This is a genomic window from Aliiroseovarius sp. Z3, from assembly GCF_029105185.1.
In the GTDB taxonomy this organism is placed as follows: domain Bacteria; phylum Pseudomonadota; class Alphaproteobacteria; order Rhodobacterales; family Rhodobacteraceae; genus Aliiroseovarius.
Map to the genome: position 1 here is coordinate 1 of NZ_JAFMZK010000001.1, position 14,098 is coordinate 14,098.

At 59.4% G+C, this 14,098-nt stretch carries 17 protein-coding genes, 1 tRNA gene and 1 pseudogene; 10 read left to right on the forward strand and 9 right to left on the reverse strand.

The annotated features are described in order from the left end of the window. Positions 1-112 precede the first annotated feature (112 nt). Positions 113-991 carry an MBL fold metallo-hydrolase gene (locus J3R80_RS00005; RefSeq protein ID WP_275392238.1) on the reverse strand — a complete coding sequence of 293 codons (879 nt, stop codon included), beginning with the start codon at positions 989-991 and terminating at the stop codon, positions 113-115. A 134-nt stretch (positions 992-1,125) separates the two neighbouring features. On the opposite strand from J3R80_RS00005, the gene J3R80_RS00010 reads away from it, so the two are divergent. Together J3R80_RS00010 and J3R80_RS00015 are read left to right on the forward strand one after the other, a co-directional pair. Continuing rightward, on the forward strand, positions 1,126-2,469 hold the full coding sequence (locus tag J3R80_RS00010) for an ATP-binding protein (RefSeq protein WP_275391707.1): 1,344 nt from the start codon (positions 1,126-1,128) through the stop codon (positions 2,467-2,469). Between the two features lie 100 nt (positions 2,470-2,569). Next, a complete protein-coding gene (locus J3R80_RS00015) occupies positions 2,570-2,803 on the forward strand; it encodes a hypothetical protein (RefSeq protein WP_275391708.1) in 234 nt (77 codons plus the stop codon). A gap of 20 nt (positions 2,804-2,823) precedes the next feature. Here J3R80_RS00015 and J3R80_RS00020 read toward each other — a convergent pair whose 3' ends face one another. Both J3R80_RS00020 and J3R80_RS00025 read right to left on the reverse strand, forming a co-directional pair. Beyond that, positions 2,824-3,153, reverse strand: coding sequence for a 4a-hydroxytetrahydrobiopterin dehydratase (locus tag J3R80_RS00020; RefSeq protein ID WP_275391709.1), 330 nt, complete (start codon positions 3,151-3,153; stop codon positions 2,824-2,826). A 148-nt stretch (positions 3,154-3,301) separates the two neighbouring features. After that, positions 3,302-3,377, reverse strand: a tRNA-Ile gene (locus tag J3R80_RS00025). A 124-nt stretch (positions 3,378-3,501) separates the two neighbouring features. Between J3R80_RS00025 and purM the strand changes: the two genes are divergently transcribed. From purM to rnd, 3 genes are all read left to right on the forward strand, one after another. Next, positions 3,502-4,551, forward strand: a complete 1,050-nt coding sequence (gene purM, locus J3R80_RS00030) for a phosphoribosylformylglycinamidine cyclo-ligase (RefSeq protein ID WP_275391710.1) — start codon at positions 3,502-3,504, stop codon at positions 4,549-4,551. After that, positions 4,548-5,159 (forward strand): phosphoribosylglycinamide formyltransferase, encoded by a 612-nt coding sequence (gene purN / locus J3R80_RS00035; RefSeq protein WP_275391711.1) that lies wholly within the window; start codon positions 4,548-4,550, stop codon positions 5,157-5,159. Before purM ends, purN begins: the two co-directional genes overlap by 4 nt. Positions 5,160-5,255: 96 nt before the next feature. Continuing rightward, a complete protein-coding gene (gene rnd, locus J3R80_RS00040) occupies positions 5,256-6,416 on the forward strand; it encodes a ribonuclease D (protein ID WP_275391712.1) in 1,161 nt (386 codons plus the stop codon). Positions 6,417-6,444: 28 nt separating this feature from the next. Here the strand turns inward: rnd and J3R80_RS00045 are convergent, their stop codons facing one another. Beyond that, the gene (locus J3R80_RS00045; protein WP_275391713.1) at positions 6,445-6,924 is read right to left on the reverse strand and encodes a hypothetical protein; all 480 of its coding nucleotides are present in this window, start codon (positions 6,922-6,924) and stop codon (positions 6,445-6,447) included. 139 nt (positions 6,925-7,063) lie between these two features. Here J3R80_RS00045 and J3R80_RS00050 point away from each other — a divergent pair, with 139 nt between their 5' ends. Beyond that, positions 7,064-7,474, forward strand: a complete 411-nt coding sequence (locus tag J3R80_RS00050) for a SufE family protein (protein ID WP_275391714.1) — start codon at positions 7,064-7,066, stop codon at positions 7,472-7,474. On the opposite strand, the gene J3R80_RS00055 is transcribed toward J3R80_RS00050, so the two are convergent. The 3 genes from J3R80_RS00055 to J3R80_RS00065 all read right to left on the reverse strand — a co-directional run bounded on the left by J3R80_RS00055 (position 7,475) and on the right by J3R80_RS00065 (position 9,083). After that, positions 7,475-8,113 (reverse strand): DUF1638 domain-containing protein, encoded by a 639-nt coding sequence (locus J3R80_RS00055; RefSeq protein WP_275391715.1) that lies wholly within the window; start codon positions 8,111-8,113, stop codon positions 7,475-7,477. Then, on the reverse strand, positions 8,110-8,295 hold the full coding sequence (locus J3R80_RS00060) for a hypothetical protein (RefSeq protein WP_275391716.1): 186 nt from the start codon (positions 8,293-8,295) through the stop codon (positions 8,110-8,112). Before J3R80_RS00060 ends, J3R80_RS00055 begins: the two co-directional genes overlap by 4 nt. Positions 8,296-8,378: 83 nt before the next feature. Beyond that, the gene (locus J3R80_RS00065; protein WP_275391717.1) at positions 8,379-9,083 is read right to left on the reverse strand and encodes a B12-binding domain-containing protein; all 705 of its coding nucleotides are present in this window, start codon (positions 9,081-9,083) and stop codon (positions 8,379-8,381) included. 180 nt (positions 9,084-9,263) lie between these two features. Between J3R80_RS00065 and J3R80_RS00070 the strand changes: the two are divergent. After that, positions 9,264-10,349, forward strand: a pseudogene (locus tag J3R80_RS00070) (PA0069 family radical SAM protein). A 73-nt stretch (positions 10,350-10,422) separates the two neighbouring features. Here J3R80_RS00070 and bmt read toward each other — a convergent pair. Both bmt and J3R80_RS00080 read right to left on the reverse strand, forming a co-directional pair. Then, on the reverse strand, positions 10,423-11,442 hold the full coding sequence (bmt, locus tag J3R80_RS00075; RefSeq protein WP_275391718.1) for a betaine--homocysteine S-methyltransferase: 1,020 nt from the start codon (positions 11,440-11,442) through the stop codon (positions 10,423-10,425). A gap of 421 nt (positions 11,443-11,863) precedes the next feature. Next, complete coding sequence (locus J3R80_RS00080) at positions 11,864-12,175, reverse strand: DUF1476 domain-containing protein (protein WP_275391719.1); 312 nt, start codon at positions 12,173-12,175, stop codon at positions 11,864-11,866. A gap of 241 nt (positions 12,176-12,416) precedes the next feature. Between J3R80_RS00080 and purC the strand changes: the two genes are divergently transcribed. The 3 genes from purC to purQ are packed head-to-tail and all read left to right on the forward strand — an operon-like array spanning position 12,417 to position 14,092. Next, positions 12,417-13,181: a phosphoribosylaminoimidazolesuccinocarboxamide synthase gene (purC, locus tag J3R80_RS00085; protein ID WP_275391720.1), complete on the forward strand. Its 765-nt coding sequence runs from the start codon at positions 12,417-12,419 to the stop codon at positions 13,179-13,181. A 12-nt stretch (positions 13,182-13,193) separates the two neighbouring features. After that, positions 13,194-13,424, forward strand: a complete 231-nt coding sequence (purS, locus tag J3R80_RS00090; RefSeq protein ID WP_275391721.1) for a phosphoribosylformylglycinamidine synthase subunit PurS — start codon at positions 13,194-13,196, stop codon at positions 13,422-13,424. After that, positions 13,424-14,092, forward strand: a complete 669-nt coding sequence (gene purQ, locus J3R80_RS00095) for a phosphoribosylformylglycinamidine synthase subunit PurQ (protein WP_275391722.1) — start codon at positions 13,424-13,426, stop codon at positions 14,090-14,092. The genes purS and purQ overlap by 1 nt, the downstream gene beginning before the upstream one ends. Positions 14,093-14,098 lie beyond the last annotated feature (6 nt).

Here is a 14,098-nt window from a genome sequence, read left to right on the forward strand (position 1 = left end):
AACCTACGACCAATTGATTAACAGTCAACTGCTCTACCGCTGAGCTACGCCGGAACACGAGGGGCGATATAGCAAGTGCGATTCAGGCCCGCAAGAGGAATTAGTGTTTTTTTCAACCGATCCTGCGAAAATCTGCATGCGCCTCAAGTTGCGGTTCTGCGACGACGATTTTGCGGGTCACGAGGTCGATCAAATGGGCGAACACATTGCGTTCCGCGGCGGGGATCAGGGCCGGGGGCGTGTCGGTGTAAATGGTGCGGGTCAGGGCCGAAACGGTGGTTGGGCGGCCATCGGCCAGCGTGGCCAGCAGGTCGGCTTCACGCGATTGGCGATGGGCGATCAACCACGCCATGCGGGCGGCGGGGTCGGTGATGGCGGCCCCATGGGCCGGGAAATAGATGCGATCCGCGCGCGCAGCGAGTTTTGCACAGGACGCCATGAAAGCCGTCAGATCTCCATCCGGCGGTGAGACCAATGAGCTGGCCCAACCCATCACGTGATCTCCTGTAAAAACAGCGCCCTGCCACGCAAAGCTCAGGTGGTTGGCAAAGTGGCCGGGTGTCCAAATGGCTTCGATGTCCAAGCCGCCAGCCCGGAGGATTTCGCCGTCGGAAATCCTGACGTCAGGGCGAAATCCTGCGTCAACGCCTTCGCCCCCGGATGACAGGCCGCGCGCGACCAAGTCCCGCATGACCTCGCTGCGCCCGGCTTGTGCGTCGCCATAGGCCATGATGGGGGCGCCGGTTGCTTCAGACAGTGGGCGCGCCAGTGGGGAATGGTCCAGGTGAGAATGGGTCACAAGAATCTGTGTGACCCGCTCGCCGCGCTGAAGACCGGAAAGCAGCGCGTCCATATGCACAGGGTCGGCGGGACCGGGATCAATCACCGCCACGTCGCCTTCGCCCAGAACAAATGTGTTCGTGCCCCAATAGGTCATCGGCGACGGGTTGGGCGCGATGATGCGACGAATGCCGGGTTCCAGCGGGGTCATTACCCCGGCGGGTGGGCGGTCTGACGGGTTGTTCCGGTTTGCCACGGGGCCTCCGTATGTCGCGAATCCTCGTCGACAGTAACCCCGCACTGTCGCCGCTTGGCAAGCAGGGCGCTGCGTCATAGGGTCTGGCCATGGTTCAACTGCCCAAGAACAGGTTTCTCGATTTCGGCTGGCTGAAGCAATTCATGCCGCGCGGGCTGTATGGGCGTGCGGCGATGATCCTGATCGTGCCGATCGTGACCTTGCAACTTGTCGTCTCGGTCGTGTTCATCCAGCGGCATTTCAACCGGATCACGGTGCAGATGACCAATGCCGTTGTGCTGGAGCTGGACTATCTGTTGTCCGAGGTGAACACGGCCGCAACACCGCGTGCGGCGCGTCAAAGCGTAGAGAGGGTGATCCAACCACTGGCGATGTGGATCGAACTTCCGGGCGCTCCGGTGGACACGGCGATCCGGCTGACGGACCTGACCGGGCCGAGGGTCGCGCGCACCTTGCATGCGGGGCTGCCAAATCTGACCGGGGTCGATCTGGCATCGGAACGCGCCGGGGTGATTGTTGGCGTCATCACCAATCACGGCCCGATTCGGGTGGGGTTTTCGCGGGATCGGGTGTCAGCGTCGAACCCGCACCAGTTGTTGGTATTGATGTTGGCGACCGGCATTCTGATGACGCTGATCGCCTATCTTTTCCTGCGCAACCAACTGCGACCGATCCGGCAGCTTGCCAAGGCGGCGGAAGCCTTCGGCAAGGGGCAGGTGGTGCCCTACAAACTGGCGGGGGCAACAGAAGTACGGTCGGCTGGCAAGGCATTTCTGGACATGCGATCACGTATCGAGCGGCAGATCGAACAGCGTACGTTGATGCTGTCGGGTGTCAGCCATGACCTTCGCACGCCTTTGACCCGGCTTCGGTTGGGGTTGGCAATGATCGACGATGACAGTCGCGATGATCTGGAGCGTGATGTCGAAGACATGGAACGTCTGGTGGACCGATTCCTGAGTTTCGCACGCTCGGACGCATTGGAGGACGACCCAGAACCGGTCGATCTGGCAAGCCTGACCCGACATCTGGCCGACAACGCCGCGCGGGCCGGTCAGAATGTCGTGCTGGGCGAAGTGGCCGATCCCGGCCCGTATCCCGTGCGCCGTGCCGCATTGGAACGGGCGTTGGAGAATCTGCTGGGCAATGCCACACGCTATGGTTCGCTGGTGCGCTTGTCGCTTGTGACGGGGCGCGGGGACTTGCGCTTCGTGGTCGAAGATGACGGGCCTGGTATCCCACCTGATGCGCGCGAAGAAGCCCTGAAACCCTTTGCCCGCTTGGACAAGGCCCGCAATCAGGACAAGGGATCAGGCGTCGGGTTGGGGTTGGCCATTGCCAGCGATATCGCTCGCGGCCATGGTGGCCACCTGCGGTTGGGCGACAGCGCCGATCTGGGCGGATTGAAGGTCGAGTTCGTATTGCCGCGATAGGCGGAGGATGGCGCTTTGGTGTTGGGCGCGGGGAACAGCCGCCTTTGATCTTGACGGCGGAGGTTTTAGGATCTCATCGGTGATCAGTTGGGGGAGGCCAATGATCAGAACGATCTTCTTTCTGGTGTTCCTTGGGCTGTCAGTCGCGTTTGGATACGTTTACTACGCGCAATATTTCAAATGGCGAGACTGTTTCAATGAACAGGGTCGGTGTTTCGATGCTGACGCGGGTGTCGTGTATCTGGAGCAATCGGGCGCGATCTGGCTGACGCTCGCCCTGCTGGCCTTGGGGGCTGCCCTGTATCAAGCCTGGAGGTTACGTGATGTAACCTGATCGCCGGGGCGGTCGTGGGGTCAACCTGGTCCGCTGGCGAGGTCGCGGGTCGAAACCTCTGCGAGGGTGTCCATTTTCTTTGCCAGCTTAACATCAAGATTGGTCACACCGTTGGCATCATGTGTCGCCAAGGTGACGTCGACAGTTTGATACACGTTGAGCCATTCCGGGTGATGGTTCCACTTTTCGCACCAAATCGCCACGCGGGACATCCAACCCCAAGCCTCTATAAAATTGGGGAAGATGTATATTTTTCGGATCGCATCACGGTCCGGGACCGCTTCCCACCCGGCTTCTGCTAAAGGGATGAGATGCTCCCGACGCTCTTCAGGTGTCAATTTGTCAGCCATTTCAGCTTACCTCCACGACAATGAGTATAACCTGCCGAACGGCCAACGGAAATCAGTGTCCGCCCCCACACTGGCATCACGCATGCGCAGCCGATCAACTTAGAATGCAGAGAAGCCGGATGCCGCCTGAACGTGCCATCAGGTGACGTGGTAGGCCCGGAGGGATTCGAACCCCCAACCAAAGCGTTATGAGCGCTCTGCTCTAACCGTTGAGCTACAGGCCCACTGTATCCTCCGGTGGCGCCCTTGCTAGCAAACTGGCGCGCGGCGTCAAGCGAGGCGTGGACTCTTTGCCCCCCTTAAGCTATCGCAAGCGCAGTTTTTTATGCAGGTCAATCGGGGGACCAGATGAGCGACGCATCAAAGGGCATCACCTATGCCGACGCAGGCGTGGATATTGACGCGGGCAACGCGCTGGTTGAACGGATCAAACCCGCCGCCAAGCGCACCAATCGTCCGGGCGTGATGGCCGGGCTGGGCGGCTTCGGCGCGCTGTTTGACCTGAAAGGCGCGGGGTTCAAAGACCCGGTTCTGGTATCGGCCACCGATGGTGTCGGCACCAAACTGCGCATCGCGATTGACACGGGCAATGTGGACACGATCGGCATCGACCTTGTGGCGATGTGCGTGAATGACTTGGTGTGTCAGGGCGCGGAACCTTTGTTCTTCCTTGATTATTTCGCGACCGGCCGGTTGGAAACCGACAAGGCCGCACGGATCATTGAAGGCATCGCGAAAGGTTGCGAACTGTCAGGCTGTGCCCTGATCGGTGGTGAAACGGCCGAGATGCCGGGCATGTATGATGATGGCGATTTCGATCTTGCCGGATTTTCGGTCGGCGCGATGGAGCGCGGTGAAGACCTGCCCAAGGGCGTCAAAGAGGGTGACGTGCTGCTGGGTCTGGCGTCCGACGGGGTGCATTCCAACGGCTATTCGCTGGTGCGCAAACTGGTTGAGGTTTCGGGGCTTGGTTGGGAGGCTGACTGCCCTTGGGATGCGCGGATCACATTGGGCGAGGCGCTTCTGGCGCCGACCCGTCTTTACGTGCGTCAGGTGCTGGAAGCCGTGCGGGCAGGGGGCGTTCATGCGCTGGCCCATATCACCGGCGGTGGCTTGACCGAAAACCTGCCACGGGTGCTGCCCGATGGGCTGGGCGCATTGGTCGATCTGGACGCGTGGGATCTGCCGCCGGTGTTCAAATGGCTGGCAGAGACCGGCGGGATGGATCAGGCCGAGCTGCTCAAGACGTTCAATTCCGGCCAAGGCATGGTGTTGGTTGTTGATGCGCCGCAAGCCGCGGCTCTGACCGAACGCCTGACAAATGCTGGCGAGCGTGTCACCCAATTGGGGCGCATCCAAGCAGGTCAGGGCGTCAGCTATCTTGGGTCGCTTCTGTGACAGGCGCAGGCGGGGCGCATAAGCGGGTCGCCATCCTGATTTCAGGCAGCGGCTCGAATATGGTGACGCTGGCAGACAGCATGACCGGCGACCACCCGGCGCGGCCTTGTCTTGTCCTGTCCAACGTGCCGACCGCAGGTGGGTTGGACAAAGCCCGCGCGCTTGGTATTCCCACCGCAATCGTGGACCACCACGACTTCAAGGGCGACCGTGCCGGGTTCGAAGCCGCGCTAAATGACGCCTTGGAACGGGCGCACCCGGATATCATCTGTCTGGCCGGGTTCATGCGCATTCTGACCGAAGGGTTCACCGCCAGATGGTCGGGGCGTTGTCTGAACATCCACCCGTCGCTTTTGCCGAAATACAAGGGGCTTCACACCCATCAGCGCGCAATTGATGCCGGTGACGAAGAGGCTGGCTGTTCGGTGCACGAGGTCACAGCGGAACTGGATGGCGGCCCGATCCTTGGGCAGGCGCGTGTTCCCATTGAAGCGGGTGACACCGCCGACAGTCTGGCCGCGCGGGTGTTGGTGCAGGAACACCTGCTTTATCCCGCTGTGCTGCGCCGTTTCGCATGTGAGGATCGCACACCGCTTTTCCTGCCCTGATATGCCTGTTTCGTCCAAGGCTTCCCTTTTTCATGGTTTCCCCTTAAACCCGTCAGAATGCCTGAAGGCCCACGGAAACGAGCAGAAAGACCCTGTATGATCACGATTACCACGACCGAGGCGCTGGCCGAGTTCTGCACCCGCGCCGCAACACATCCTTACGTCACGGTCGATACGGAGTTTTTACGCGAGCGCACCTATTATTCCAAACTCTGCCTTGTGCAACTGGCCGTGCCCGGCGACGCGGATGAAGACGCGGTGCTGGTGGATCCACTGGTCGAGGGGTTGTCGCTGGAGCCGCTCTATGACCTGTTTCGCGATGAGAATGTGGTCAAAGTCTTTCACGCCGCCCGGCAGGATCTGGAGATCTTTTTTGTCGAGGCTGGCGTCTTTCCGAAGCCCTTGTTCGACACGCAGGTGGCCGCGATGGTTTGCGGTTTCGGCGATCAGGCAGGATACGAGACGCTGGTGCGCAAGATTGCCCGCGCGCAGATGGACAAATCCAGCCGCTTTACCGACTGGTCACGCCGTCCGCTGACTGACGCGCAAAAGAAATATGCCATCGGGGACGTCACGCACCTGCGCCAGATTTACGAATTCCTGGCCGCCGAGTTGAAAAAAAGCGGTCGCGGTGCGTGGGTTGAGGAAGAACTTGCGATCCTGACCGATCCCGCGACCTATACAATCCACCCCGAAGACGCATGGATGCGTCTGAAAACACGCACGAACTCATCGCGCTTTCTGGGTGTCGCCAAGGAGCTTGCCCGGTTTCGCGAAGCCTATGCCCAGTCGCGCAACATCCCCCGCAACCGGGTGATGAAGGATGACGCGCTGCTTGAACTGGCGTCGACCAAACCCCGCAACATGCAGGATTTGGGCCGGTCGCGTCTGCTGCTGCGCGAGGCCCGAAAAGGTGAGATTGCCGAGGGTATCCTGCATGCCGTCACCGCCGGCGTTGAGATGGCGCAGGAAGACCTGCCCAAAGCGCCCGACAAATCCCGCGACAAGCTGCAAGTGAACCCGGCGCTGGCCGATCTTTTGCGTGTCTTGTTGAAGGCGCGTTGCGAACAGGAAAAGGTGGCGCAGAAGCTTATTGCGTCTGCATCTGATCTTGACGCCCTGGCGGCAGGAAAACGCGATGTGCAAGCCCTGCGCGGCTGGCGGGCCGAAGTGTTTGGAAATGATGCGCTGCGACTGTGCGAAGGCAAGTTGGCACTGGCCGCCAAAGGGCAACGGGTCGCGGTTTTCGAGGTTTGATAAAGGGCGCGGTCTGAACGGGCCGGGCCTAGCGACTGGACGATCTGCTGTTCCGTTCGCCCACCACGCGGATCGTGCGCACCCCTTGCAGCTTGGTGTTTGACACGAATTGCCCCACCAACACCTCTCGCTGTTTTGGGCGACCGGATATCGTGTGATAGGGCGGTTCACTGATGCGGAACATATAGGTCAGAACGCCGTCGACAGGGCGTTCGAAATTCTCGGGCACAAGTTGCGCATCCCAATAGCCTAGACGTGGCGGCAGGCCCTTGGCACGGATGATCGCACCACCGGTGCTGCGCAGCACTTGCACTTCCACAACCTCTGACACCAATCCGCGAAATTCCTGATCCTCAAGAAACCCGCCTTCCGGGATCACGGCCACCTCTTTGACGCCGTCCGACCGGAACCAGTTGAAAGGGTTCAGGTTCGATGTGCTGCCACACGCGGTCAGCCCCAGTGTCAGGCTGATCATCACGGCGGGCAGGGCAATACGGCGCAGGGTCATGGTCGCTCCTCTTCTTCTGACCAAAGGGTTAGCCCATGTGCAGGGTTTTGAAAAGAGAACACTGCGAACCCTGCGGGGGTCTGGACCTTTGGGGCAGATCGCCCTAACTGATGATCATCGAAGAAGAAGGACCAACCCGATGGCCAGCCCCGCTTTTGAAGAGATTGTCGAGGATTTTGCGTTTCTGGACGAATGGGAAGACCGTTATGCGATGGTCATCGACATGGGCAAGGCGCTGCCGCCGATGGAGGACGCGCTGAAAGTGCCGTCAACCAAGGTGGAAGGCTGTGCCAGCCAGGTTTGGCTGCACCCGGAGATCAATGGCAACACCTATCGCTTTCACGGTGATAGCGATGCGATGATCGTGAAGGGTTTGATCGCGGTTCTGGCGGCGCTTTACAATGATCTGCCGGTGTCCGAGGTCGGCAAGGTCGATGCCCCGGCAGAGTTGGCGCGGTTGGGGCTGAATGAACACCTGTCGTCGCAACGGTCCAACGGGCTGCGCGCGATGGTCAAGCGTATTCGGATGCAAGCCGCCGAGGCAGCCTGATTATCCAAAGGGCTTTAGGGCCGTGGCCAGATCGCCAAACCCGGTGAATTTTCGTTCGTATTTCAGCCCGATCCGATCGGCTGCTGCTTCGGCCATGCGATCAAGCTCTGGGTTGTCGGTCTGCGCCAGATAAATCAGCCGTGTGTAGTGGCCGAAATACATATCCCGTAACTCTGGATGTCGATCCAGCCCCAGCGGTTTGATGACGAAACTGTCAAACCCGCGTGCCAGAAAATCGGTCAGGTAGAAAACATCTATTTCATCTTCGGCGCGGGCGGCAAATGCATCATTGCCCTCGAAGAAGCTGTAACAATGTGGCCCCCGGATCATCTCGATCCCCATGTCGTCACAGATCGCGGCCAGTTCGCCACCCGTGCCGCAATCGGCATAGGCCAGGAAGATCTGGTCGAAATTCGCGCCGTGTTTCTCAACGGCGGCGCGGACGGCCGCCGGGATTTTCTCGGGTGTGTTGTGCAGGATCGCGGGCAAGCAGGTCAGGCTCATGTGGTCCCAACCGTTCAGGCGGATCAGGGCCAGAATTTCGTTTGCCAGCGCCCCACAGGCCAGAATGAGAACCTTGGCCGAGGCATCCGTCGGTGCCAACCCGCTGCGGGTGAGTTCTTCGTCGCTTGGTTTCATGACCCGTTCCGTCCCGATAATGCCCGGATCGCAATCGACGCCAGCATGACCAACGGCAGCAATGCCATGGCCACCTGACCATCCAGCTTGCCGGAAGCGGCGGCAAGGCTGCCGACGAAAATCGTCAGGCCGCCACACAGGATCACCAGCGCGATCAGGGAAAAGAACCGTAGTTTGCTCATGCCTTCCTATCTGGGGTCTGGCGTTGCAAAAGAAAAGGCCCCGCCACCGAGGCAGGGCCTTGTCTCAAATTCATCAGACGACCTCAGCCCGCGGCAAGCTGGTTGTGTTTGCGCAGCATATAGTCTTTTGCGGTTTCAACCGCCACAGCAGCGTCACGGCAATAGCTGTCTGCACCGATGGCCTTGCCGAATTCCTCGTTCAATGGGGCACCACCGACGAGGATCGTGTAGTCATCGCGGATGCCTTTTTCGACGAGGGTGTCGATCACGACTTTCATATAAGGCATTGTGGTGGTCAGCAGGGCAGACATGCCCAGAATGTCAGGCTCCTCGGTCTCCAGCGCTTCAAGATAACTTTCGACCGCGTTGTTGATGCCCAGATCGACAACTTCGAAGCCAGCGCCTTCCATCATCATCGACACAAGGTTCTTGCCGATGTCGTGGATGTCACCCTTCACGGTGCCAATCACCATCTTGCCCATGCGTGGCGCACCCGTGGCGATCAGAAGCGGTTTCAGAATGGCCATACCCGCCTTCATCGCGTTGGCCGCCAGAAGCACCTCGGGCACGAACAGAATGCCATCACGGAAGTCATGCCCCACGATGGTCATCCCTGCAACCAGTGCTTCGGTCAGGACTTTGTAGGGTTCCCAACCGCGCTCAAGCAGGATGTTGACGCCTTCGGTAATTTCTTCTGCAAGACCGTCATAAAGGTCGTCATGCATTTGCTGGACAAGCTCTTCGTCGTTCAGCTCGCTCAGGATGATATCGTCTTCTTGGTCGGACATGGCTGCCGTTCCCTAGCTAAAACTTATGGTCTTCAAATCCCACATGCGACGATTTCGCATGTTTGGTCTGAACCGATTGCGACATGGAGTGCCCTTTGACCGACCTAATGGCAAATGAATATTTCGCTATGAGATGGTGAATCTGCTTCATATGTTCCTGATTTGTTCTTATGGTGTGTCATGGTTTCAGAGGGTGACAACAAGATCAGGGCCGAAGCACGGCGCGGACGTGCAGCGAACAGCAACGACACCGGCAGGTTCGAGCCGTATCAGCGTGTCAGTGTGGATGACGGGTAGCAGCAAGAGCTGCCGCGCACCATCCAGACCCATGTTGCCATCGAAAACCCGCGCAGTGTGATCACGCGCAACAAATCGCCCGACATCAGTTTTGATCGGTCGATCAATCCGTATCGCGGTTGTGAACACGGGTGCATCTATTGTTTTGCCCGGCCAACCCACGCCTATTTGGGCTATTCTGCGGGACTGGATTTTGAAACGCGTCTGATCGCGCGTCCCAATGCACCACGGCGGCTTGAGCAGGAATTGTCGCGCCCGCGCTATGCGGTGGCACCGATTGCGATCGGCACCAATACCGACCCCTATCAACCAATCGAAGCGCAATATCGCGTCATGCACGGGGTGCTTGAGGTGCTGGCGCGGTTTCGCCATCCGGTCGCGATCGTCACCAAGGGCACGCTGATCGAACGGGATCTTGATCTGCTGTCCGAGATGGCGCAGGAGGGGCTGACCCATGTGGGCGTGTCTGTCACGACGTTGGATGCGGGACTGTCACGCAAGATGGAACCGCGCGTGCCCAGTCCGAAAAGGCGATTGCAGATAATCGAACGTCTGTCCGCCGCCGGGATTCCGGTGCGCGTCATGGTCGCGCCCGTCGTGCCCGGTCTGACGGATCACGAACTAGAAGCGATACTGAGCGCGGCGAGGGACGCGGGTGCCGGTGCGGCGAGCTATATTCTGCTGCGCCTTCCGGGCGAAGTCTCAGGACTGTTTCAGGATTGGCTGGCTGAACACGTGCCTGATCGGGCAGCGCGCGTCATGGGCCGGATGTGCGAGATGCGCGGCGGTGATGACTATGATGCGACGTTTGGCGCGCGAATGGTTGGGAAAGGCACGTTTTCCGACCTTCTGCGCCATCGGTTCAACATTGCCCGCAAGCGCCTTGGGCTGTCCAATGACTTGCCGAAATTGCGCTGTGATCTGTTTGCCGTGCCGCCCAAAACCGGGGATCAATTGTCGCTGTTTTGACGATGCAGCCTACCCAGTAAAGAAAAACGAGGGCAGTTTCACCCTCGTTTTCGTGGCGTTTCGGCCAAGTTTCTTAGCTGCGGCGGCGGCGCGAGCGGCGTTCGCGGCTGGGTCCGGCGTCATCCCCTGTGCCATCAGAGGCGGACGAAAACCCGCCAAGTGTCGATGCGATCTGTTCCAGCGTCGGGCGGCTGTCACTTCTTGGACGTGTCTCCAACGCCTCACGCATGGCGCGCAGGTGTTCTGGCGTGGTGCCACAGCACCCGCCAATGATTCTCGCACCGCAATCGCGGGCCAGAACAGCATAATCTGCCATCAGTTCCGGGGTGCCGTCATAGTGGATATGACCATCCACATATTTCGGAATGCCTGCGTTGCCCTTGGCGATAATCGGTCGCTCGCTGCCTTGCGCCGCAAAGCCCAGAACGGTGCGCAGCAGATCGGCGGCACCAACGCCACAGTTTGCCCCAAAGGCGAGGGGTGGTTTGCTGAGTGTCTCGACCATCTTCGCCAAATCAGCCGAGGTGATACCCATCATTGTGCGTCCGGCGGTGTCGAAGCTCATCGTGCCGCACCATGGCATGTCGGCCAGCTCGGCAGCGCGTGCAGCGGCTTTGTATTCTTCGGGCGCCGAGATCGTCTCGACCCAAAGCACATCGGCCCCGCCTTCTTTCAGACCTTCAGCCTGTTCGTGGAACATCTCGACCGCGCTGTCGAAGGTCAGGCTGCCCATCGGTTCCATGATGTCACCTGTCGGGCCAATGGATCCGGCAACGACCACTTTGCGACCCGACGCATCTGCGACCTCGCGCCCCAATTCAGCGGCTGCGCGGTTCAGCTCGCGAACACGATCCTGTGCATCATGCAGCTTCAGCCGCGAGGCGTTGCCGCCAAACGAGTTGGTCAGGAAAATGTCTGATCCGGCATCCACTGCGCCCTTGTAGAGCGCGCGAATATTGTCGGGTTTCTCGATATTCCACAGCTCGGGCGCATCGCCCGAGGTCAGCCCCATATTGAACAGGGTGGTTCCGGTTGCGCCATCGGCCATCAGCCAATCGCGTTCCATCATCAGTTGGGTCAGCAAGTCCGTCATTGGGCGGCTCCGGAGATAGAATATACGGTTGGGCTGCTACCTGCCACGGATTGCGTCCGGGCGCAAACCTATTGCAGTTGCCACGGTACATATGGATGAAGATTTTTGGCCAATCCGTCCTCGGTCGTCGTCGCAACAAGGGCATCCATATTGCCGTCAGGGTCAGAGTTGCTCGACCGCCCGCCGAAAACCTGTGTTTACCATCGGACCGGCGCGATGCAATGATATCCATATTGGGCAATGACAGATCATGCCCGCCCCAATGATCCCATGGGAAGGGGACAAATACACGAAGACGGCCTTAGCAGATCAACTGCGCGCCAATTCCGCACAGCCACCGCCATTCGAACCGGCATAAGAAAGGGCGCGACCTTGAGAGGCGCGCCCGCGATATTGCGACTGTGCTGGAAAGCGACGTTGATCAGGCTTCCGAGACCAACTCGGCTTTGGCAATGGCCAGAAGCTCGGCCCGTTTGGCACGGACTTCATCGGCGCTGACCGTGTTGAGATCGCCGGTGACCTTGCGCACCACATCTTCATACCCGGCTTCTTCAAGATCAGATTTGATCACTTCGCCGGCATAAGCCACTGCATCGTCGCCTGTCTTTCCCAGCTTCTCGGCCGCCCACAGGCCCAGTTTCTTGTTGGCGCGTGCTTCCGCCTTGAACTGCATTTCTTCATCATGGGCGAATTTGGCTTCGAAGGCGTTTTCGCGATCATCAAAGGTGGTCATGGCGTTCCCTTGTTCATGGTCTGGTGCCTTCGGCAGGCCGAATGGCGCTTGTCGCTACTGATATGCCAACGAGAAGCGGTTATCGCAACCCCGCTAGCGCTCTCAAATTCGGGAAATCGTGCCAGATCGGCGATATTCTTGCCCAGCGTCAGGCTTTCACGTATAGGGCGGGCATCACGGGGAGTCGCGCGGGCAGGGGGCCCGCCAAGGGCTGCATCCCGCACTGACCGACGGAGGTCTTATGGCACGGCGCAAGAAACTTTATGAAGGTAAGGCAAAGATCCTGTATGAAGGCACCGAGCCGGGCACAATCGTGCAATATTTCAAGGACGATGCGACCGCGTTTAATGCCGAAAAGAAAGACGTCATCGACGGGAAAGGTGTTCTGAACAACCGCCTGTCTGAATTCTTCATGAAGGGTTTGACGCAGCTGGGCATTCCCAACCACTTCATCAAGCGCCTTAACATGCGTGAACAGCTGGTGCGCGCCGCTGAAATCGTGCCGCTTGAGATCATCGTGCGCAACGTCGCCGCAGGGTCCATGGCCAAACGTCTGGGGATGGAAGAGGGCACGCCGCTGCCGCGCCCGATCGTCGAATTTTCCTATAAGGATGACAGTCTGGGCGATCCGTTGGTGCCCGAAGAATACATCGCTGCCTTTGGCTGGGCCAGCCAGCAGGAGATGGACGAGATCGTGTCGATGGCGCTGCGCGTAAACGACTATTTGTCGGGGGTCATGTATGGCGTCGGCATCAAGCTGGTTGATTTCAAGATCGAGATGGGCCGCGTTTACGAAGGCGATTTCCCGCGTCTGATCGTGGCCGATGAAATCAGCCCGGACAGCTGCCGCCTGTGGGACATCGAGACGGGTCAGAAGCTGGACAAGGACGTGTTCCGCCGCGACCTTGGCAACCTGACCGATGCCTATACCGAAGTGGCGCGTCGTCTGGGCGTCATGCCGTCGAACGTCACCCACACCCCCACCAAACCGACCCTGATCAACTGAGGATTTGCCCCGATGAAAGTACGTGTTGATGTGATGCTGAAAACCGGCGTTCTGGACCCGCAGGGCGAGGCCGTGCGCCACGCGCTTGGCAATCTGGGGTTCTCGGGCGTGGAACGTGTGCGCCAGGGCAAGGTGATCGAGCTTGATCTGGCCGATGGCACCTCGGATGAAGACATCAAGAAGATGTGCGAAAAGCTGTTGGCCAATACGGTCATCGAAAACTACGCCATTCAGGTGCTGTGATGAAGGCGGGCGTCATCGTATTTCCGGGTTCCAACTGCGACCGCGATCTGGCGGTGGCGTTTGAGCGGGCGGGCGCACAGGTCAAGATGATCTGGCACAAGGAAACCGAGCTTCCCACCGATCTGGACATCGTGGGCGTGCCCGGTGGGTTTTCCTTCGGGGATTACCTGCGTTGTGGTGCGATTGCCGCGCAATCACCCATCACCCGGTCGCTGATCAAGCATACCGAGCGGGGCGGTTATGCCATCGGGATCTGCAACGGCTTTCAGGTGCTGACCGAAACCGGCATTCTGCCGGGGGCGCTGATGCGCAACGCAAACCTGAAGTTCATCTGCAAACCCACTGACTTAAAAGTGGAAACTGTGAATTGCGATTTTATGGCCGGCTATGGGCAGGGGCAGGAAATTACCGTTCCGATCGCCCACCATGACGGCAACTATAACGTCACGGATGAAAAGCTGGCGCAGTTGCGCGGCGAGGACCGGATCGCGTTCACCTATGTGAACAATCCCAATGGCTCGACCGGGGATATCGCCGGGGTCATATCCAAGAACCGTCGTGTGCTTGGCATGATGCCCCACCCGGAGCGTTGCGTGGACGAAAACCACGGCGGCACGGACGGCGTGGCGATGTTCCGCTCGTTGGTGGACAGCGTCGTCGCTGCGTGATTGCGA